Annotated in this window: 23 protein-coding genes; 5 read left to right on the top strand and 18 right to left on the bottom strand. The window is 42.0% G+C overall.

The features are described 5' to 3' along the window. Positions 1 to 149 precede the first annotated feature (149 nt). The 4 genes from BK127_RS26895 to BK127_RS26880 form a co-directional block, all read right to left on the bottom strand. A complete protein-coding gene (locus BK127_RS26895; RefSeq protein WP_076234799.1) occupies positions 150 to 2,399 on the bottom strand; it encodes an ATP-binding cassette domain-containing protein in 2,250 nt (749 codons plus the stop codon). Between the two features lie 216 nt (positions 2,400 to 2,615). Further along, complete coding sequence (locus BK127_RS26890) at positions 2,616 to 3,011, bottom strand: SRPBCC family protein (protein WP_076234796.1); 396 nt, start codon at positions 3,009 to 3,011, stop codon at positions 2,616 to 2,618. Beyond that, entirely contained in the window at positions 3,011 to 3,337 is a 327-nt protein-coding gene (locus tag BK127_RS26885; protein WP_076234794.1) for an ArsR/SmtB family transcription factor, read from the bottom strand. Before BK127_RS26885 ends, BK127_RS26890 begins: the two co-directional genes overlap by 1 nt. A 131-nt stretch (positions 3,338 to 3,468) precedes the next feature. Further along, complete coding sequence (locus BK127_RS26880) at positions 3,469 to 3,696, bottom strand: hypothetical protein (protein ID WP_076234791.1); 228 nt, start codon at positions 3,694 to 3,696, stop codon at positions 3,469 to 3,471. Between the two features lie 113 nt (positions 3,697 to 3,809). Here BK127_RS26880 and BK127_RS26875 point away from each other — a divergent pair, with 113 nt between their 5' ends. The 4 genes from BK127_RS26875 (at position 3,810) to BK127_RS26865 (ending at position 6,491) form a co-directional block, all read left to right on the top strand. Further along, positions 3,810 to 5,195 (top strand): MFS transporter, encoded by a 1,386-nt coding sequence (locus BK127_RS26875; protein ID WP_076234788.1) that lies wholly within the window; start codon positions 3,810 to 3,812, stop codon positions 5,193 to 5,195. 126 nt (positions 5,196 to 5,321) lie between these two features. Continuing rightward, positions 5,322 to 5,711 carry a copper amine oxidase N-terminal domain-containing protein gene (locus BK127_RS45765; RefSeq protein WP_083689611.1) on the top strand — a complete coding sequence of 130 codons (390 nt, stop codon included), beginning with the start codon at positions 5,322 to 5,324 and terminating at the stop codon, positions 5,709 to 5,711. An 85-nt stretch (positions 5,712 to 5,796) separates the two neighbouring features. Continuing rightward, a complete protein-coding gene (locus BK127_RS44965) occupies positions 5,797 to 6,081 on the top strand; it encodes a metallophosphoesterase family protein (RefSeq protein WP_256711468.1) in 285 nt (94 codons plus the stop codon). After that, the gene (locus tag BK127_RS26865; RefSeq protein WP_256711467.1) at positions 6,027 to 6,491 is read left to right on the top strand and encodes a hypothetical protein; all 465 of its coding nucleotides are present in this window, start codon (positions 6,027 to 6,029) and stop codon (positions 6,489 to 6,491) included. The genes BK127_RS44965 and BK127_RS26865 overlap by 55 nt, the downstream gene beginning before the upstream one ends. Before the next feature lie 51 nt (positions 6,492 to 6,542). Here the strand turns inward: BK127_RS26865 and BK127_RS26860 are convergent, their stop codons facing one another. The 5 genes from BK127_RS26860 to BK127_RS44960 form a co-directional block, all read right to left on the bottom strand. Further along, positions 6,543 to 6,731 (bottom strand): hypothetical protein, encoded by a 189-nt coding sequence (locus BK127_RS26860; RefSeq protein WP_076234784.1) that lies wholly within the window; start codon positions 6,729 to 6,731, stop codon positions 6,543 to 6,545. Positions 6,732 to 7,203: 472 nt separating this feature from the next. Continuing rightward, positions 7,204 to 8,526 carry an IS4 family transposase gene (locus tag BK127_RS26855; RefSeq protein WP_076234782.1) on the bottom strand — a complete coding sequence of 441 codons (1,323 nt, stop codon included), beginning with the start codon at positions 8,524 to 8,526 and terminating at the stop codon, positions 7,204 to 7,206. Positions 8,527 to 8,845: 319 nt separating this feature from the next. After that, complete coding sequence (locus BK127_RS26850; RefSeq protein WP_076234780.1) at positions 8,846 to 9,754, bottom strand: glycoside hydrolase family protein; 909 nt, start codon at positions 9,752 to 9,754, stop codon at positions 8,846 to 8,848. A gap of 268 nt (positions 9,755 to 10,022) precedes the next feature. Then, the gene (locus BK127_RS26845) at positions 10,023 to 10,340 is read right to left on the bottom strand and encodes an ArpU family phage packaging/lysis transcriptional regulator (RefSeq protein ID WP_256711473.1); all 318 of its coding nucleotides are present in this window, start codon (positions 10,338 to 10,340) and stop codon (positions 10,023 to 10,025) included. Continuing rightward, positions 10,341 to 10,472: a hypothetical protein gene (locus BK127_RS44960; RefSeq protein WP_256711466.1), complete on the bottom strand. Its 132-nt coding sequence runs from the start codon at positions 10,470 to 10,472 to the stop codon at positions 10,341 to 10,343. A 207-nt stretch (positions 10,473 to 10,679) separates the two neighbouring features. On the opposite strand from BK127_RS44960, the gene BK127_RS26840 reads away from it, so the two are divergent. Then, positions 10,680 to 10,928, top strand: a complete 249-nt coding sequence (locus BK127_RS26840) for a selenium-binding protein (protein WP_076234778.1) — start codon at positions 10,680 to 10,682, stop codon at positions 10,926 to 10,928. Positions 10,929 to 11,049: 121 nt separating this feature from the next. Here BK127_RS26840 and BK127_RS26835 read toward each other — a convergent pair whose 3' ends face one another. The 9 genes from BK127_RS26835 to BK127_RS26800 all read right to left on the bottom strand — a co-directional run bounded on the left by BK127_RS26835 (position 11,050) and on the right by BK127_RS26800 (position 19,317). Beyond that, on the bottom strand, positions 11,050 to 11,577 hold the full coding sequence (locus tag BK127_RS26835; RefSeq protein ID WP_179097614.1) for a hypothetical protein: 528 nt from the start codon (positions 11,575 to 11,577) through the stop codon (positions 11,050 to 11,052). Positions 11,578 to 11,616: 39 nt separating this feature from the next. Further along, entirely contained in the window at positions 11,617 to 11,856 is a 240-nt protein-coding gene (locus BK127_RS43090) for a hypothetical protein (RefSeq protein WP_179097613.1), read from the bottom strand. Next, positions 11,804 to 12,439 (bottom strand): hypothetical protein, encoded by a 636-nt coding sequence (locus BK127_RS26830; protein WP_144026567.1) that lies wholly within the window; start codon positions 12,437 to 12,439, stop codon positions 11,804 to 11,806. Before BK127_RS26830 ends, BK127_RS43090 begins: the two co-directional genes overlap by 53 nt. A 303-nt stretch (positions 12,440 to 12,742) precedes the next feature. After that, positions 12,743 to 13,564 carry a DUF4184 family protein gene (locus BK127_RS26825; RefSeq protein ID WP_179097612.1) on the bottom strand — a complete coding sequence of 274 codons (822 nt, stop codon included), beginning with the start codon at positions 13,562 to 13,564 and terminating at the stop codon, positions 12,743 to 12,745. 862 nt (positions 13,565 to 14,426) lie between these two features. Next, positions 14,427 to 14,873, bottom strand: a complete 447-nt coding sequence (locus BK127_RS45760; protein WP_076234769.1) for a DUF2569 family protein — start codon at positions 14,871 to 14,873, stop codon at positions 14,427 to 14,429. 59 nt (positions 14,874 to 14,932) lie between these two features. Then, on the bottom strand, positions 14,933 to 15,058 hold the full coding sequence (locus BK127_RS44955; RefSeq protein ID WP_256711465.1) for a hypothetical protein: 126 nt from the start codon (positions 15,056 to 15,058) through the stop codon (positions 14,933 to 14,935). A gap of 566 nt (positions 15,059 to 15,624) precedes the next feature. Next, a complete protein-coding gene (locus tag BK127_RS26810) occupies positions 15,625 to 17,292 on the bottom strand; it encodes a restriction endonuclease (protein WP_076234766.1) in 1,668 nt (555 codons plus the stop codon). 18 nt (positions 17,293 to 17,310) lie between these two features. Continuing rightward, positions 17,311 to 18,246: a hypothetical protein gene (locus BK127_RS26805; RefSeq protein WP_076234764.1), complete on the bottom strand. Its 936-nt coding sequence runs from the start codon at positions 18,244 to 18,246 to the stop codon at positions 17,311 to 17,313. Between the two features lie 279 nt (positions 18,247 to 18,525). Then, positions 18,526 to 19,317, bottom strand: coding sequence for an NHL repeat-containing protein (locus BK127_RS26800; protein ID WP_076234761.1), 792 nt, complete (start codon positions 19,315 to 19,317; stop codon positions 18,526 to 18,528). Between the last annotated feature and the right edge of the window lie 50 nt (positions 19,318 to 19,367).

Genomic DNA, 19,367 nt, shown 5'->3' with positions numbered 1-19,367 from the left:
TGGCCTGCTGATATGCTATGACTCAGCGCAGCCACAGGCCAAAATGTGGTTGAATGAGCCCTGTCACTGGATTGGATGTATCTAAAGGGCTCATTCATGTACAAGCTCTTTCAGGTTGAGAAATGTCCAACGGAAAAGGCGAATATCAATCAACTTCTCATATACTTGCTTGTCAGTGAATGTTTTGTGCTTAAAAGCTGTTTTGGTGTGCCTTCGAATATGACTTTACCGCCATTGCTGCCGCCTTCGGGCCCCATATCTATGATCCAATCGGCGTTTCTGATGACATCCAGGTTATGTTCGATCACAATGACTGTATTTCCGGCATCTACCAAACGATTCATGATAGCAAGCAGATGGGCGATATCCGACATGTGCAGTCCGGTCGTCGGCTCGTCCATGACGTAAATACTTCCCTTTTTATGCAACTCGCTGGCCAGCTTGATGCGTTGGCACTCACCACCCGATAGTGTGCTGAGCGGCTGGCCGAGTGTCAAATAATCCAGTCCCACATCACTCATCGACTGCAGCTTGCGCACAACTTCTTTGATATCAAAAAAAGAGAGGGCTTGTTGTACGGTCATCTCCAGCACATCGGCGATCGATTTATCGCCCAGTTTGTAAGCGAGTACCTCCTCTTTGAAACGTTTGCCGCCGCATATTTCGCAGGTTGTTTTAACGGTTTCCATAAATGCCAACTCGGTATAAACAACACCAAGACCTTGGCAGTTTTCACAGGCACCCGTGGAATTAAAGCTGAACAAGCCGGGTTTCACTTTGTTGACTGATGCAAAGGCCTTGCGCACATCGTCCATGATGCCCGTGTACGTGGCTGGATTCGAACGGGTCGAGACACCTACAGCTGCCTGATCGATCACTATCGCATCAGGATGCTTTTGCAAAAACACCTCGTTGATCAATGTGCTTTTGCCGGAACCGGCAACGCCTGTCACTACCGTTAATACACCCGTTGATATATCGACGCTAACATTGTTCAAGTTGTGCAGATTGGCGCCCACGACGGATAGCTTGCCCGTTGCCGGACGAAAATGATCCTTAAGCGGCATCGACTGTTTCATATGCTTGCCCGTCAGGGTATCGGCCTGCAGCAGTCCGGAATAGCTGCCTTCGTAAACAATGGTGCCGCCACGACTGCCTGCAAAAGGACCGACATCGACTATATGATCGGCTACTTGAATCACATCGGGGTCGTGTTCGACGACAATGACTGTATTGCCTTTATCGCGCAGTTTTTGCAGCAATTCATTAAGCCGATGCACATCTCGGGGATGCAAGCCAACGCTCGGCTCATCAAAAATGTATACCACATCCACGAGACTGCCGCTCAGGTGTTTGACCATTTTGACACGCTGTGATTCTCCACCGGATAAAGTGTCGGTTTCGCGGTCGAGGCTGAGATATTCCAGGCCAATATCAACCAGGTGTTGCAGTCTTTCCGTTAACGCTTTAACCATAGGTGCCGCTATCGGATCATTTATTTCCTTAACGACCTCAATCAGTCGACCTACCTCCATGGAAGACAGTTCGGCAATATTGTTACCATTGATTTTACAGCTAAGAGCCGCTTGGCTAAGACGGGCACCGCGGCAAAGATAGCATGGACCTTCGGTTATAAACGGCTCTACCATTTTCTGAGTGCGCTCCGGCCTCGTTTTGAGATCTCGCTTGATGTACTTGCCGCTGAACTTCTCAATGATACCCTCGGAGGTAAATTTTACAGGTTTCCCTCCAACTTGCATTTCAACCTTATACGGTTTGCCATACAGAAGCTGTTCCATTTCTGCCTCGGTGTAATCGACTAGCTTTTTGTCATTATCAAACAAACCTGACTGGGTAATAATGTTCCAATCCCAGCTTTCGACGCCATACTCTGGAAGCAAGATGGCGCCTTCGTTGAGTGATTTGGTTATGTCCAATGCTCTCTTCGAGTCAACTCCGAGCTTGCGGCCGACGCCGTTGCATTCCGGGCACATGCCTTGCTGGTCGTTGAATGAAAAGACATTGGCATTACCGGCGTAAGGTTGACCCACACGTGAGTATAACAGCCGAAGTATAGGTGCAATATCTGTAATCGTGCCCATGGTCGAGTGAGCGCCGCCGCCCAAGCGTTTTTGGTCGACGATAACAGCCATACTAAGATTTTCGATTGCGTCTGCATCCGGTTGCGGAATGCGCGGCAGAAAGTTGCGGACGAACATGCTGAAGTTTTCGTTCAGCAAACGCTGGGATTCGGCGGCGATGGTATCGAAAACGATCGACGATTTACCGGAACCGGATACACCGGTAAATATGGTGATTTTGCGCTTGGGAATGCGCAAAGATACATCTTTAAGGTTATTTTCCCGTGCGCCGCGGATTTCAATATATTCTTGGGTCAACAGATATCCTCCTTTACTCTTTTTAAGATCCTTATCCGATGAAACACCGCAAGAAAGCGGTTTAGACAGATCGGTTTTTCCGTTCTCAAGTAAATTGAAATCAGAAAAGCAGACATACGTGTAAAAACAGATCACTTGATGGGCATTAGATACTACCATGAAGTGATCTGTTTTATGAGGTTGGGCTATTTAACTATCGTTTAATACCGAAAGCGGTTATTGTTCCAACACCTTTTCAAACTCGCGGAACCAATTACCCCAGCCATACTTAGCCCCTGCGAGTGCTTGATCATTTGAGATTCCGGTTTGTTCGAGATGAAGGTTAACCTTCCCGTCTCCTAAATCCTGCAGCGTCCAGGTAACCGTGTGCTTCTCTCCGCTTTCCCAAGTATAAGACAACAGGTCTGGTGCCTCCACGATAAGTACTTCACCGTCAATAATTCCATTCCACCATTCGGTCGGCTGAGTGCGAAACTGAAAACGGTGTCCTACGACAGGCTTAAAATCATTTTCCATGGTCCACTTGGCAAGCTTGCTTGAATCGGTTAAGGCGGACCAAACCTTTTCGATCGATGACGTGAACTGAAAATCCAAGGATAATGTTAAACTCATTATTCATCCTCCTCTAATAGTTGGTTCAATCGCAACATATTCGCACTCCAGAATTTGCTGTAGAAAGCCACCCAATCTTGAATTTCTCTGAGTGGAGAGGCATTTAGCCTAAATCGCGTTTCTCTGCCGACTTTTCGGTCAAGCACCAGCCCGGCCTCTTTAAGGATTGTCAAATGCTTGGATACCGCTGTACGGCCCATTTGGAACTGTGCCGTTAACTCATGAAGTGGTATCTCCTCTGCCTCTGCTAACAGACGAATCAGTCGGCGCCTAGTTGGATCTGCAATCGCGTCATACACATCCCGCAACTGGTTGTTATCGCTCACAACACCCTCTCCTAACTATTATTACCAAGGGGCATCCGTTAATTCACAACCTTCTTAAAGTATGCGGCTCTACGAACGCAGCGCCCACGAGGCTAGAACTCCTAATCCGACACCATTTAGTGTCTTTATGATTATATGACACCATTCAGTGTCGTGTCAACACATTTTGAAACGGACCCCGACTCGGGGCTCGTCCAGTAATCTGATTCACCCGCCAACAGTGGTGCCGGATGATTAAATTGTCTGTTAAATATCGCCTCAAAATATTCTACAACAACCTCACGGAATTCCAAGCCTTGCAGGTTCAACTCCCTCATACACATATTTAGGGAAGGAATTTGCTTCCGAAGAAGTTCCATGTTGCACCCTCCACTCATTCCTTTAAGTCAATTAATTCATAACATAAAATGCGTTGGAATAAATAAGAGACTTCAAGTACGATGATATTATTACGCTTTGGGGAGGACCAAAAATGATTGTTCGTAGTAGGTGGTTGTTGATATCCGTTGGACTGGGTATGCTATTGAACCCATTAAATTCTTCGATGATTTCTGTTGCTATTTCAAGGCTGCAAAATGTGTACGACCTTGACTTTACAGGTGTTTCCTGGATTATTTTTTCTTTCTACATTGCAAGTAGCATCGCTCAACCTGTCATGGGAAAAGCCAGTGATATTTTCGGTCGAAAGAAGATATTTCTTGCCGGGCTTATTGTTTCCTTCGTTGCCTCATTATTAGCCCCACTATCGCCAAACTTTGGGTGGCTTATTGTGTTCCGAATTGTGCAAGCCATCGGAACAAGCATGATGGTTTCAGTTGGAATGGCCATTGTGCGAATTCATATTACGGAGAAACAAGCGTCTGCGTTATCAGTTATGTCCATATTCCTGTCAGGAGCTGCAGCACTTGGACCTTTTATTGGTGGGGTCTTGATTCACTGGTGGGATTGGCCTGCTATCTTTTTGGTCAATATTCCGTTCGTGGTGACGAGCTTTCTATTAGCTTGGAGGAATATCCCTAAGGACGAACCGCCAACATCCGTTGCACAGGGCATGTCCATTCGTAAATGGTTTGATTTGATTGATACGTCAGGTATTCTGTTCTTCACAGTGGGTCTGGTTGCCCTACTCGTTGGATTACTGTCAGCAAAATCATCTGGGCATGTCTCATTTGAGCATGTTATTGTCGTGCTGATAGGCCTCGTTGCATTGGGGGCTTTCGTACGACATGAGTTAAAAGTAACGTCTCCCTTTATCCCTTTACGCACATTTGCCAAATATCCTGCAATGACTTGGGTCAATATCGAATTTATACTCGTTAACGTACTTTATTACTCGCTCTTTTTCGGGCTTCCATCCTATTTGCAAATGGTACGTCATGTAAGTGAATTCCATACAGGTATTCTCATGCTAAGTTTAGGTTTGTGCTCGCTCGTTGTTTCTCCCATAGCAGGACGATGGATAGATAAATCAGGACCACGACCGGCATTGCTGTTGTCTGCAATTCTAATGACATTTGGGTCGGTGTGGCTCGTGACATTGAATCAAACTTCACCGGTTATCAGCGTGTGTCTGGCTTTGGCTGCATTCGGTATTAGCAACGGGTTGAACAATGTAGGTATGCAAGCAGCCTTGTTCCAAAGTTCTCCAAAAGAAATAATCGGTGTAGCATCCGGAGTATTTATGACATCGAGATACCTGGGAACCATTCTCTCTTCATTGCTGCTAGGCATCATAATGGGAGATAAGTTCAGCGACGGGGGATTTCAGCTACTTGGGGCTATCCTCTCGGTAATTGCATTGTCCCTGGTATTCATGAGTTGGCGGCGCCGAAAGTCAGGGCAATTGGAAGAGTCGTAGGGTCAGGTAGACTGATCGGGAATGTAATCAGGTTCTTGACATCGATTGATGACAAGAACCTGACTTTTAAAATATAACAATGATGCTGACTTCCGACGAGAAACTCATCACGTCGCTGCTTCCGATATCAAACTATTCATCAATGGAAAATCCGTTTCAACAGATATCCAGATTATAAATGGACAAAGCTATGTGCCGTTAAGGGTTGTCTCTGAATCATTGGGAGCCGATGTGAGATGGGATGAGAATTCGAAGACGATAGCAATTGCTAGCCCCCAGGCATCCTATTCTAAACCCCCAACAACTCCAGGTTCCGACTTAACAAAATCGGATGAATGGCAAACGTATTCTAATGTACGGTTTGACTTTAGCGTCAGTACGCCAAAAAAATGGACACGAGGTGAAGAATCCTTTAACGGTGATGGAACCCAGTTGTATATAGGCAAACCTGATGTTGAGATGAGCGCCTCCGCTTCCCACTACATGCCAGATATTTTCAATCCTTATACTGATTGAAAGGATAAAAAGTTACTCAGCTACTGGTCCTGTATATTAATAAATAATAAACTCATTCTGCCCTGCTTTACGGGAGGCTAGATATATGATTTATATTACTGGAGACGTTCACGGCAGCGTAAGTATTGGACGCAGGCTTTATTCTAAAAATTTCCTGCAGCAGCGTAATATGACTAAGGTGGATTTCGTTGTCATATCAGGTGATTTCGGATTAATTTGGAATGGTGATAAAGAGGATCAATACTGGCTCAAATGGTTGCATAGAGATAAACCATTCACGACCTTATCATTGATGGCAATCATGAGAACCATGATATGCTGGATGCTTACCCTATTGAGATTTGGAACGGCGGAAAGATTCGCCGGATAAATAACAGTGTCATCCATCTTATGCGCGGCCAAGTTTATGAGATTGAGGGAAAGAAGTTTTTCACTTTTGGTGGTGCTGACTCTCATGGTAAGGAATACCGGAAAGAAGGCAAGACCTGGTGGAGCCGTGAAATGCCCTCTTCTACCGAATATGAAGAAGGGCTAATAAATCTAGATCAACACAATTGGAAAGTCGACTATGTGGTCACTCATACTTGCTCAAGCGGCACATTGGCACTTATTGCCGATCAGCTTGGAATCAAGTACCCATTAGATCCAATGCACTCTTATTTTCAACAGATATCTGAAAGATTGCAATATAAAAAATGTTTCTTTGGACATTTTCATCGTGATATCGAGTTTCCAAAAGATCAACGGCTACTGTATAGCGATATGGTAAAGCTGATATAAAATTGAAAGTCCTGAGGATCAGGGGACTGACCCCATAGTACTTTTTTCGATTTAGCTTTTAATATACTCAGTCGGAATCATTTGATGAATTACCGCTGGAGCTATCACTATCTGAATCGTATGAACTTCCCGAGTCGTCATTTGATGAACTATAGCTACTACTTGAATCACTTGAATCGTTTGAATTCCCCCAACTGCTTGAACTACTACTATCACGGTAGCTCTGAGAGGAGCTTTCATTAGTGGAAAAACTCCAAGAGCTCGAAACACTTTCAAAGTCATCTCTATTATGTGCAACCTTTGCTAATCTACGTGTTCCATATGAGGAATGGGTCCCCCGCCCCTCGCATACATCACACCAATCTTTAAAAATCCAAAAAACTTTGTACTTACCTGTCCCGTTACATCTTGCACATTTTGGCACTGTAGCACCTCCCACCATCACATTTCGACATTAGGAAGGATTTCCCTTTTAAATATCTAAAGTAATGGTGTTCACCTCCAATTGGTTAAATGGATAACAAAAAAAGGACACCAGCGGCGCCAATGTCATTAAGTTAAGCTCAAAGACAAGACTGGGAATACAAATGGAATCTGAAACGGCATAGGATAATCCCTGTGCCGTTTGTTTTTTGGTTGCAAGCAAAGTAAAATGCGCACAGCAAACAAGCGGATGGACAATCCGCTTAAAAAAATGTTCATGTGAAACGAATTATGCTACTCTATAGACGAAGCTAACAACAGATTTGTAGCGGATTTTGCGCGTATTCTGCTGTCCTGGGCGGATGGGTCGAATCGGCAGAATGTTTTTACGAATCAGTGCTTCAACATTGGGTAGGGGCTCATTATCCCTGGAGCGCAGGAATCGTCTACAAACGTAAACGGCGACTGTGAAGTTGACTTGGTAGTGGTACCGTTTATTCATTTGGGAAATGACGACGTGCGAGGTCATCATTTCCGCAAAATTGTACATGATCATTCTTGCGAAAACTTCTTGAATGATGAACTCCCGCCTCTTTGCGTGAAAACTCGTCAGACCGACGGTGTATTTCAAGGCTCTGAACGAGGTTTCAATGCCCCATCGCATGTGATAAATGGACTTGATTTCATCAGGTGGAAAATCAACGGCGGAAAGATTCGTAATGACGGTTTCATAAGTGCCACCCGGCAGGACGAAACGAACAACCCGAAAGGAAATCGGGTAAAACAAATTCTCCTGCAGGTCCAAAAAATCAAAGGTAGACGTAGAAGGGACGAACTTGTATAGATCGGGATGAGCTTTGACTTCTTTGGTTTGTTTTTTGGTGAGTGTCAGATGAACATCCAGATCAAACGCTCCGCCAGAGGGCAAACGCAAGCCCGAAAGAATGCCACTGGAGTCTAAATCTTTTACCCTTATGACGTAGTTCCACCCTTTGCGCTCAATATGCGCGAAATTGTTGTAGCTTTCATAACCTCGATCGGCAATCACAATGATTTTTCCCTTGAGCGGGGAACGATCGACCATAGCAGCCAGTGCCCTTCCTTCGTTACACAACCTTCGGGGCTGAACAATGGCATCCACGTAAATCCTGTTGCAGAGGTCATAGGCTGCATTCAAATGTAGAAGGTTGTAGCCTTTCGTGTTCGGTTGATTTTGAAAATAGGTGTCCGCATCCGTAGGATCCGTTGCGATATGTAAATCCGAACCGTCAATGGCAAGAAAACGATAGCCTCGGTAATCCTTGATATCTGTGTGCGATTGCGTAAATGCGTGAAATAAGAATTCCACGGCAGACGGCAGAATTTTATGCCTCTGCTGGACAAAAGCAGAAGTGGTTGCGGTGTTCACGTTATAGCCCTGCGATTCCAAGAGTTCCTTATAGAGGCTGTTGCCTCCCATGGAGATCAGGAGTTGCATAACCGTTTCAAAGGGTAACTTTTTCTTGCGGGTAAAATCTTTTTCAGGGTTTTTGACAAAAGATGCGGGTGCAGCTGCCATTTCTCGTATGAGGGATGTCAGCGTTTCTTTTAGCGAATTTGCGTACTTATTCATTGGCGTAACCTCCTCGTTTTTCAAGGGGCTTCGCCACACATTTCTATCTACTTGTCAAGTCATATTTTCACTTTTTCGTGCAAAAAAGAGCAGGCTATCTTTTCGATAACCTGCTCTTCTTCTTGATTTTTGGCTCTCCGCCTTAACTTAATGACATTGCCAGCGGCGCCCCTCATTTGTTCGTATCCAATTTTGCTACAATACAATCATACCACGCCTTTCGTCAAAGAATCTGACATAAAGCGGCCTCAGAACGGTCTTACAACGGACATGATTTGCATCGCTTTAGTTCATTAAAAAGAACAGATTGACTGAAAGCTTAATCTTTTAAAGATGTCCAGCTTTCATATTCATGAATGGCATATCCGGCAAAAGATGAATTGCTCGAGAGTGTTCGGATTACCGTATTCAATTCTCTTTGCATTTGGGATCTTCCCTTTGCATAAAAGCTGCTGTGCTCTTCGTTATTGTTGAGGGTTTCCACCCCAATGATGACCGGCTTGCTGGCTTTTTCAGCTTCAACCAACTCATTCGAAACGGATTTGATAATGTCCTCGGCATTATCAATATAGGCCATCAAGGAGATTTGATCCAGCCTGCGAATCATCCAATCCGAAAGCGTAGTTCTACCACCGTATCCATCAGGGACGTTAAGCCTATCTAGCCACACCGGCAAATCTACACCAGTAGTTAAATGTGTATCTGCTTTGACTTGCTGGACAAAACCGCTAATCGTATCCATCCAAAGCCCTAGCATCTTATCTGGGTCACTCCGCCATTGCGGAAGCACATACGGCTCCACATCAAGATGGATACCGTTAAATCGTTCGCTGGGAAGAACGCTGTTATTGTATGTGTTCACCCAATCTATGAACTGGTACAGTTTCCCTTGCTGCTCGGGTAGGACCCATTCGGGGGCTCCACCTAAAGCATGAACTTTAATACCACGACTTTCAGCTTCTCTAATAAAGGTACTATAAACATCGGAAGGTATATCTACATCAATTTGCAGATACAAAAGATTGATACCGTTTCGACCAAGAAAATCAAGTGTTTTGTCTTTCTCTTTCCAAATTGAGTATGTATTCCATAGCCATGTCGCAACGATTTGTTGATCTTCGGCATATGATTTACTCACGAAGCCAGTAAGTGAAGAGAAGAAAATAAAAGTAACAGCAAGACTTAACACGACTGCTTTTATGGCCAGTCTAGACAATGAACATTTCATGGACGTTCTCCTTCATAAAAAAGTATGATTTGGACCATCTCGCTCCAGATTTTTAATTATAACCAAAAATTCGTTCTTTATAAAGTACGATTGTTGGTAGAATAAGCGTGAAAATGGAAGGCTAATGATGGGTCATGGCTGTTTGTAATGTATTATTGTAAAAAGCGTATTGTTTTTTTAATGTACTGTAATGGGCTTATGTCTGGAGGCAAGATACATTCCTAAACTCAACTTTTTCGTTTCCTTCTATACATTTTTATTCCTTTATTTAATCATCCTTCAGCACCACCAAACCAAGTATACCTGCCAATCTATAGATCGCCAACGACTTCATTCGGCGGTAATGCCGATCACTGTAACCAAGCTCTGCTGCTACGTCCGTATCTGAAGCATAATCGTCCTCCATGAAGCGTGCCCGTATCAGCTTTTGGTGTCGGGTGCCAAGACGGTTAATAGCCCTTTCTGCACGTTCAATGTGCTTTCTGTGATTCTCTTGTTCTTCTATATTTTGAATAGCAATATTTTCGACTGGAGAACTGACTGTGTTCGTGTTGCCGTGAAAGCGCGACTCGTAGCTTGGCGTTATCTATTGCTCAAGAGGGATGTACTCAGTGACTTGATACTCACGAGCATCACCTTGGTATTTCTCTACTGTGTCCTTGGTTGCTTCTTCATCAATCTGATAGATTGCCATTGAAATTTGCATCTGTTTTGCCATGTATAATCCCATCCCCCGTGTTATAATGGTTGATAGAAACGGTTATTTCCCAGCGCCTCCGACCAAGGCTAACGCTTGGGAATTTTTTATTACACCTTGCCATTTTTGCATTTTTTAAAAACCTCCTTGCTATTGATTCAATTGATTTTAATTCAATTAAAACCGATTCTTTAAATAGATGATGAATATCTAAAGGAGCTGATTATATTGGTAGTAAACATTTATGAGCATAGTGATCTGATTCCGATAGCAACAATCGATTATTTTCCGGGTAGAGAAGTAGGATACGTTAAATTTTTGTCTCAAGACGGATCATCAATGAGTGATGTAACACGTAAACTACAATTGCAAGCATATAAAGCTGGCGCAGATGCTATTATAGGATTCTCGGTTATTTTTATTCCAAATACATATAAATTTCTGAGTACTGGCACAGCGGTTAAATTCAAAGATTGATCATCCCCGTAGGCCAGGAGGTGTTACTTCCCCTCCCGATAAGCAAAAATATTCATACGACCTCCGCTGTGCCAAGCATATGCTATTGGGCGAAGGGGAAGGTCATATCGTTCGCATCATGTCATCGATCTGCTTGATGGCTGCGAGTACTGCTGAATGGATTCCCGTAGCGCATCAGTGGATTCAATCCACTTCCGTCCATCCAGGAGGGAAATTCATGAGGGTTTCCACCCAAACTGGATTGAGCTGTCCCGAAGCGAATTTCTCTAATCGCTTGTTCTCTTCCGTGTAATTGTGATTTTTCTCTCGCATAATTGCTCCAACCACTGTATTCCTGTTTCCCTTCCTTAATCGCAGCCAGCAGTTGCTCAACAAGCGGATGATCGATTGGGAACGATTGCGGCGAATCTGCGAACCGATCCTCTCGAAAGAGCATGCATCGGTGTCCATATTTCAGCCGATCATTGGATAAATCCAACGCATCCTTATATATGTAGGGTAATTCTCTGAGATTCATCGCCGCCTCGCTCACGAAGACCGATACCGTCAGTGAACAATAGCGTTCAAAGCTTTCGAGCACCTGATGCAGGGATCGGGATAGTTCCAGCCTTCCATTCTCCGATAATTTGCCTTCCTCATCCGTATTCAAGATCAATACAACAACGTCTTCATCCAAATCAACCGCTTCTCAGGTATGGAACTCTGACATAATTTCGCCGGTGATGTTAGTGAGAGCATGTCGGAGCAGCGCTCTATCGGACTGCTTGTACCGTTCGCAAAATTCGCTATAGTGATCGATTTTCATCACCGCAACGGCGACAGGCATACCGGGGTCCAACGTAATTCCATATTCGTGCAGCCATTCGCCTTCTTTCTTATTCGGGGGGAATCCGATCAGAAGCAAATCCGACAATGATTTCTGCGGCATTTGTCAAAAATTGCTTTGGATCGGTATGCGCCATCACTCCAACATTTCGGCTGACGAACCAGAAGCTTTTGTTATCCAGCGTATCGAAACTTCCTAAGGTCAATTGATTGAGAATGGTCTGCTCCGGGTTCGTTTCGCTGAGAGGCATCCTTCTTGGGATAGGAGCAAGCTTAGGGAAGGTGCTGCCCTTCTTCAGGATAGTTGCCGCCCAAGGATCAAAATCACTCCCCCGGCGTATCAGCGGATTGGAGCCTATAATATAATACATATCCTCCTGACCGCTGTACACATAAAACGAACCTATATACGGATTCGATTTCAGCATAAGATCAAGCGCCCTCATACTGCTGAGCTGCTCGTAAATGGACAGATTCTGTCTGTTCATGAGATTGACCGCATCCAGATTATTGGATAAAGTAACCGCGTAGTTCCTGACATAAGTATGAACCTGCTCGGCATTATAGATGACCTGATGCATAATTTCTTCGTTTGACCGGTTGATCAGTTTACTGTTGTAGCTTTTAAAATAGATGTAAAAAAACAGCGAAAGCACCATCACCAGTAGTGTTGTTACCAGCGTCATTTTAATAAACATATTAGAAAATAGTTATCTGGCCGCTGCTTCTTCATGCCTGTATACCCCCAACCGATTTGGTATACCTATTTTAAGTTCATTATATTGGCTCCCTTATCGGTTGAATAGGGTATGGTTATAATAGAAACCAAATCTGAACCATTTCTCCAAATTTAAAATGCTTTATAACGTTAAGATGTATAGACATATCTGCTTCAATTGAACACAATGTTAAATTATGGAAGCAAATATCAGCTTTGGGGAGGCCATAGACTGACCGATTGAGGAAACGAAGATATACAGACGGAGCCCTTATCTATATCGCAGTCTCTTTCGAAAGATTAAACTTGCTACTACTAGTCCTAGAAAGAGTCCTGATATTGAAGAGACAATAATCATCCCTAATATATTTGTGCTTGAAGCAAAGTATAGCTTTGCAATAACGACGACTATCGCTATTATAAGTACGATAAACCAATAAATTATCTTTCTCTTCGGACCTATTTCTCTGAAATTTTTTGTGGAAAAAGGGGTTTTAATTAATAACCATACGATTAGTAAAATCTGAGCCAACATACCTATTAAAGAAAGTATGTGTTGAAGTAACTTGTATAACGGAACTGAAAAATAGATGTTTTGTAAAAGAGGATAATTCATGACAAAATAACCTGATTTATGAGTGAATGCATCCAAAAAAATATGACTATAGAAACCAATAACAACAGACAGTAAAAACACAATCCAATTTTTTATGTCTCGAAAGTCAAAGGATCTGATTAGTTGGTAGGCTTTCACATCGATATGGAACATAGAGGGCAGATGTAATATTAGAGGTTTCCTAATTAGGTGCAGCAAGAATAAAATGACTACACATAAGGGAAGCCCTTGTAAAAGAAGTCCTTTATGTGTATGCCCTATGGTTTGATATGGCTCTAGTGCAATAAAATACTCATAATCGGGAGACATACTTCCCAGAATAAGTCCCGATAAACTAAAATATCGTGGTTTTATAAATTTAATTGGAAATGAATATAATGGATGGGCAAATGTAAATGGCAAAAAATCACTCCCCGTAAAAAACTGATAATCAACCCCGAAAATATTCGCCAATGCAGGGTTGTCTGCTAAATCCACATCTGCAGACCTAGGTCGGCGTAGCCGCCCCCTGTGGGAATACGATGTTATCTGAAGGATAAATCACTTCCTCACATTAAGCTGAAAATTTGTTTTTTTATTCTTACTGGTCCACCTATATCCGAATTAATTAATATAAATATAGCAACCATCGATAATATTAAAGTTAGTACACTAACTACATAAAATACTTTTCTCTTCTTTCTCCATAATAAATGAATAATTAATATAAGTATTATTGATAAAATGCCTGCAAAAACGATTGTTTGCTTTATAAATGTTAAAAATTCATCTGCAGTTGAACTATTCGCTCTAAAGAAGTCCACTAATATCAAGTTAGTAATTAAATAAAGAGCAACAGTGTAGAAAACAAAAAAGTATATGTATATAAATGTTAGTAATATCCCTTTTATGTACTTGTTCATGATTGCTGACACCCCTCAAAAATAAAAGTTTATTTATTTAATTATTTTAATGTTCGTTGAAGAGATGTCAGTTATATCAGATTATATGAATCCAAAAGAAGCCCGAGCTTCCTTCAAGTAATTGAACATCCATTTACTGGAATTAGAGAACTAACAAAAGAACCCTATGGTTTTGATGCAATTCTAGGTGTTGATATTCTTTATAGTTTTGGTTTGAAAATAGATTTTGAGAATCAAGTTGTTCTATAATGTTTTTAACGAACTTGCGTATTGCCTTAAGGTCCGTAGGGCCGGCCTTGATGCGGTTAGGCAGTGAGCATTGTTTACTGATCACACTTTTTCGAAATCCCTCTTGCAGACCAAGGCCATCAGGCCGCAGCGTAAATACGGTGTTATAGGATGTTGCTGCCTTCGTAGACTTACTTCCAAACATGTCATTAGATCATAAATGTTTCTTTGACTCTATTGGATCTTCTGAAATATATTATCCATACTAAACTAATCGCAATAAAAAGTACGGAAACGAAGTATTGTGACGGAAAAATATTATACATTGTAATATTTCCTATACCCAGCAATCTAATTAATATACAAAATGACTCAAGTAGAATTATTATCTTAACGGCACTACTCTTCTTCGAAACAAACATCATCAATATGATTATTGAAGTAATCAATTTAATAAATGTCCCCATAAGTAGTACTAATGATATAAAGAGTTCGGATCCATTAGTGTATTCAAAAGTATTGTAAATTATTGGTATCTCTCTGATTAATCCCCATACATATAAAGCTGTGCTAACAATAATCAACCCAAGATATAATATGAGCCATCCTCCAATAGATTTGGGGTATTGTTCTTGAACTTTGTTTTCTATTCGCATCTACGATCCTCCGAGTTAATAGGTTGAATAGGTTCTTATAATGGCTTTGCAGCAATTTCCTATAACGTTTGTGTATCCACGATCCCGAGATGCTTAAAGCCCGGCAGCGCTGGGTTCGCTTGCGGACTTAGCGTCGCAGAGTTGTCTGCTTGAATCAACTCCCCTGAAATGCCTCGGGCAGACAAAGGAGCCACCAGACTCCGCAGTGTGAATGCCTTGTTATACGAACCGGAAAGAGGTGAGTCTAGCCCTCAAAAGTGCTCAAAAACCCTTCTGTGTCAAGGAATTTGGATGATTTCAAAACTATTCCAAGTGACTCCTGGTTTTTCGTAAAAGTTATACGAAACCGTATATCCAATTGTTATACGAATCTCTCCCCTCTACTTCGCATATCTCTTTTGGTTCGCATAACTTGTCCATGAGGAAATGCGAAGTGCAAAACCAAACCCACTCCGTAACGAATACCAATTGAACGATATCGTCCGGCTGGATCTTCAAGACTGCAAATTTCGAAACTTCGTTTTCAACATTCGGTTTTTAGAAGGGTTGTAAGCAATCTTAGCCGTTGACGCCCCTTACCTTCCGATCACGTCGCGATAATTACGTAACCGTCTCCCTAACTCGCGAAACGTCCGAACAGACTAATGAAAACTTATTGCGGGAGCTAGTCGGATAAGAAACGACGTTATGTGGGCTTGCGAATCTCTTGCGGAAATCAGATGATTCTGGATCAAAATATAGATTCACATATCTATAAATATAATTGTCCAATATCATCTTCCATGACCTGTTCGAGATCCTCTATCTTCTTTCGAAAATACACATAAATCTCTTTTTCCCCATTCACTTTTGCTAATTCTTCAAGAGAAATAGGTATGATTATCTTACCGCCTGAAAATTGATATTTAATTTCTTCTATAGCAACCGATGAAAAACCTGCTCTACTAAAAATTACTGCCCCACTGATTCCTTTGGTTTCCATTGTTGATACCAAGTTTCGAATATCCGAAACCTTTACTTTTTTCTTTTGATTCTTACATTCAATCAAGATCAACGCGCCAAGCTTCCAAAGTAAGTGGTCGTACGAAACATTACAACAATATATATCGACTTCAGCCCGTCCGCCTTTTTTTTCTCTGACACCAGTGATTTTTACGCCGGGAATGGTTTGTAGAAAATACTGTGCCAATTCTTCGAATTTCTTTCCTTTCTCATAAGAATCAGTCGCATATTCCAAGTGTTCAAGAGCAAATTTCCATACATTGTAATCAAAGGTGATAGAATTAGACGTATAATTTATATCCAAGCCAGTATTATTGCGAATAAAACGATGAACCACCGGGAGGTAGGCGTGTCGATTCCTCATCATAAACAGTATATTTTTAGAAACCCCTGTTTCCTCTTCACCTTTTAAGTAACTTCTTATTGCATCTAATTTTTTTTCAAGCACTTGTATAAATTGATTAATCTCTATTATTTTTTGTTCAATTAAAGTATATGGACAAATATGTTTTCCTAAATATTCACAAAAACGTCGATACACATGTTCCAGGTTAACGCCTTCCAATTTGTTCTCATCAGTTGTAGCCAACTCATAAAGAAGCACATAGAACCATTCGCTTATTAAATCAATGTGTTCATAATAATATCCAAAAGCATAAATAGGATTTAACAATATTTCCTCAACTTCTCCTATAGTCCATTGACCAATATGCATACGGCTCAATTTAGATAATCCGTATTCAAAATCATCTGCTAGCGGTAAAAAAATCCCCCCTTCCAATAACGTCCCCCAGTTTCCTTGCCTATCTGAGAATGCAGCCAAAACCCTACGACCGATCATGTTTCGTAAAATAAAAGAGCGTATAAGGCACTGATTTCCCTTTAAGTTTGGCTGTTCTCGATCCATCCAAAAATTGATAGTCTGCTCAACTTCATCTAACGGATTCTCGTTTGGATCAGCTGTCCAATAAAAAATCAAAATAACTAGATTCCCGTCCTCGATTGTATATTTTATCTCTCTTGGATAGTATGCATGATCAGCGGTCATTAATTCTGATAGGTACAACCAGTGCATTGACTCCAGACAATAATGATTTGTTGTTGCGTTAACCTTATCCTGTATTTTTTTCAGGATCCGTTCGCTTTTTAAAAGCTGGTCAAATGCTTGCTTTACCCTGGATCTCCAGACTTGCTCTACTTGATTAACTTTGTTTTTATGACCGGCGATAATATACAGTCTGGGAACTTGCAGACAATCCTCAATATCTAGAGAATTCAGATTCCTTTTTTGGGCATTCTGTACAAAATTGTTAAAAGGGTAACTATAGCTATCAGTGCATTGCACCATCATTTCTTCGTCCCTAATATAACTATCGACAATGGAAAGTAGTAAACCTGAGCTGTCCGGAAATCTCATATCTTTCCTCACCCCATTTCAATCTGTCGTGACAAATCTACGGACCTTTGGATCTTCGCTATAAGAATCAAGACGAGATGTATAATTATTTGAAACAGCCTTTTCTACTAATCTCAACACTTGATAATATGAACGCCACAGAAACTCACATACGCCTAGAGCTTCAAGTATTTCCAACAGTTCCGGATTTGAGCCGTGTTCTACTAGGTCCAGTACATATTCATCCTTATTGTAACCCAGTGAGTCTGCTTGGATAATCAACTGGCCTAAACACAACAATTTCGAGCGCTTGCTCTCATCTCCTACTTCAGAACAATTCATATGAAGTTCAATGTCCAACAAGTCATGACCTATAAACTCTAGCGCAGTGCTGACCAATCCATCGCAACACGATCCTGAAGCATCTGGAAAATACGTGTCCTCAGATATTCTAAAATTCAAAGTTAGTTCAAGAACCCTTAATGTTGAAGCGCATAAGGTTCTCGGGTTGGTTGCATCGACTGCATTGACGTATTTCTTCAAAATGGGGATAAGGTAACTTTGATTAAAATGTTGAAGATCCAACTCAGAACATAATAACCAAATGTCATGCTCGATATTTAAAAATGCACCGCGTAACTTTAGGAAGTCGGTATAGAAAACGGTATTTCCCTCCTCCTTTTGCTTAAGAAAGTGTTTCAACGACAAATACGCTTGAAAGGCCAGAGTTTGAAACTCATACCATTTCCCTCTTTGAACAATGAAAGGAAAAGACAACATTTCGGACCAATCAATTTCTTCCTCATTCCATTTATGTTTAAATACAGAGTGATTTTTGATCGTATGCTCTGAAAAAATAACCTGCCCATTGGCCATCATGTCATTTGCAAATTCGGAAAACATGTCTACTATGTGATCAATATCAAAAACGATAGAAGTAGTCGATTTACGATATTGAGGAAGCAAACTTTTCATAAAAGGAAGCACTTTGCTGTGGCAGCTTTTTCTGTTCGTGAAAAAAAACAACCAAGAGTGACAATCTGTTTAAGTTGCTAAAGAATGGCCAAATATACCACGGTTGTTCGTTTTCGTAAAAAGATATCATCTCCAATGCTTCAACAGCGGTTTGAGCATTTTGATGGATAAAATCGATGACATCGATGTCGTCGTGTATGTCAGTAGTTACTCCTAGCAGAGCATTTTTATCTGCGCTTATTTTCTCCTTAATGTTCTTCTCTTCTTTCTGATTTTCATTTAGGCGGAGTGCAGACCGAACCCTCTAGGAGAAGTGATCGTTTTGATCAACGCGTTCCCGTCCCTCTTCAATTTGATAATTTTTCCGTATGTGCTTGAGTTCGCATTATTACCGATGTAGACGCCGGAGCTGTCCGCGGCTATACCAAAAGGGCGATTGATTGTCGCGTCTACGGCCGTATCCGGGTCCAGATCGCCCGACCATACCACCGGATTGCTCATTGCACTGAAGGTGGACGCATCGAATTTGAGTACGCGGTTGGCATTCGTATCCGCGATGTACAGATCGTTGCCGTACACGGCAATTCCCTGAGGGAAACTAAGTCTGCCTACCGAAGGGGAGGCGCTATTGCCGTCCCATTTGATCATATTGCTAAACGTGTAGGCACCGCTCAAGAAGGTGACGTCAAATCGGTAAAAGTACCACTTATCCGTTACATAGATATGCCCTGCGCCGTCGAATTTAACGGTTAGGAGACTCGTGAAACCACCTGAGGCAGTTAACGTCATCCCTGTAGCGTTCCCATCCAAGTCAAATATTTTTACAGCGTTATTGACTGCATCCGTTACGAACAAGTAGCCGTTTACGGGATCGACGTCCATCCCGAACGGTTCAAAGCCGAGAGCCGCCGGATCGTCGACCCCGCCAGCGCCCATCCTCCAGCTGGACGCGGCCAATACAGTTGGACTGTATATGGACAATGCCGTTAATATCACTGCTGTAAATAACACGACTGCAAGAAAAGCCCGTACAGTTTGCCGCATGCCAGGCGAACTCCGAATGATGTCCATGAATATCTCTCCTCTAATAATGTTCATTTGGAATTTCGTTCGTAAAAGCT

Source organism: Paenibacillus sp. FSL H7-0331 (assembly GCF_001956045.1).
The sequence above is the reverse complement of the archived record's forward strand: the minus strand, read 5'-3'. Positions and strand labels throughout refer to the sequence as shown.

Coding starts and splice junctions, on each gene's coding strand:
- BK127_RS44965 (WP_256711468.1), top strand. CDS start 5,797: ATGATTTATATTACTGGAGACGTTCACGGCAGCGTAAGTATTGGACGC.
- BK127_RS26800 (WP_076234761.1), bottom strand. CDS start 19,317: ATGGACATCATTCGGAGTTCGCCTGGCATGCGGCAAACTGTACGGGCT.
- BK127_RS26860 (WP_076234784.1), bottom strand. CDS start 6,731: ATGAAAGCTCCTCTCAGAGCTACCGTGATAGTAGTAGTTCAAGCAGTT.
- BK127_RS26805 (WP_076234764.1), bottom strand. CDS start 18,246: ATGAAAAGTTTGCTTCCTCAATATCGTAAATCGACTACTTCTATCGTT.
- BK127_RS26830 (WP_144026567.1), bottom strand. CDS start 12,439: ATGACGCTGGTAACAACACTACTGGTGATGGTGCTTTCGCTGTTTTTT.
- BK127_RS26880 (WP_076234791.1), bottom strand. CDS start 3,696: ATGGAACTTCTTCGGAAGCAAATTCCTTCCCTAAATATGTGTATGAGG.
- BK127_RS26890 (WP_076234796.1), bottom strand. CDS start 3,011: ATGAGTTTAACATTATCCTTGGATTTTCAGTTCACGTCATCGATCGAA.
- BK127_RS26850 (WP_076234780.1), bottom strand. CDS start 9,754: ATGAAATGTTCATTGTCTAGACTGGCCATAAAAGCAGTCGTGTTAAGT.
- BK127_RS26875 (WP_076234788.1), top strand. CDS start 3,810: ATGATTGTTCGTAGTAGGTGGTTGTTGATATCCGTTGGACTGGGTATG.
- BK127_RS26855 (WP_076234782.1), bottom strand. CDS start 8,526: ATGAATAAGTACGCAAATTCGCTAAAAGAAACGCTGACATCCCTCATA.
- BK127_RS26865 (WP_256711467.1), top strand. CDS start 6,027: ATGCTGGATGCTTACCCTATTGAGATTTGGAACGGCGGAAAGATTCGC.
- BK127_RS44960 (WP_256711466.1), bottom strand. CDS start 10,472: ATGGCAAAACAGATGCAAATTTCAATGGCAATCTATCAGATTGATGAA.
- BK127_RS43090 (WP_179097613.1), bottom strand. CDS start 11,856: ATGCCGCAGAAATCATTGTCGGATTTGCTTCTGATCGGATTCCCCCCG.
- BK127_RS45760 (WP_076234769.1), bottom strand. CDS start 14,873: ATGCGAATAGAAAACAAAGTTCAAGAACAATACCCCAAATCTATTGGA.
- BK127_RS26810 (WP_076234766.1), bottom strand. CDS start 17,292: ATGAGATTTCCGGACAGCTCAGGTTTACTACTTTCCATTGTCGATAGT.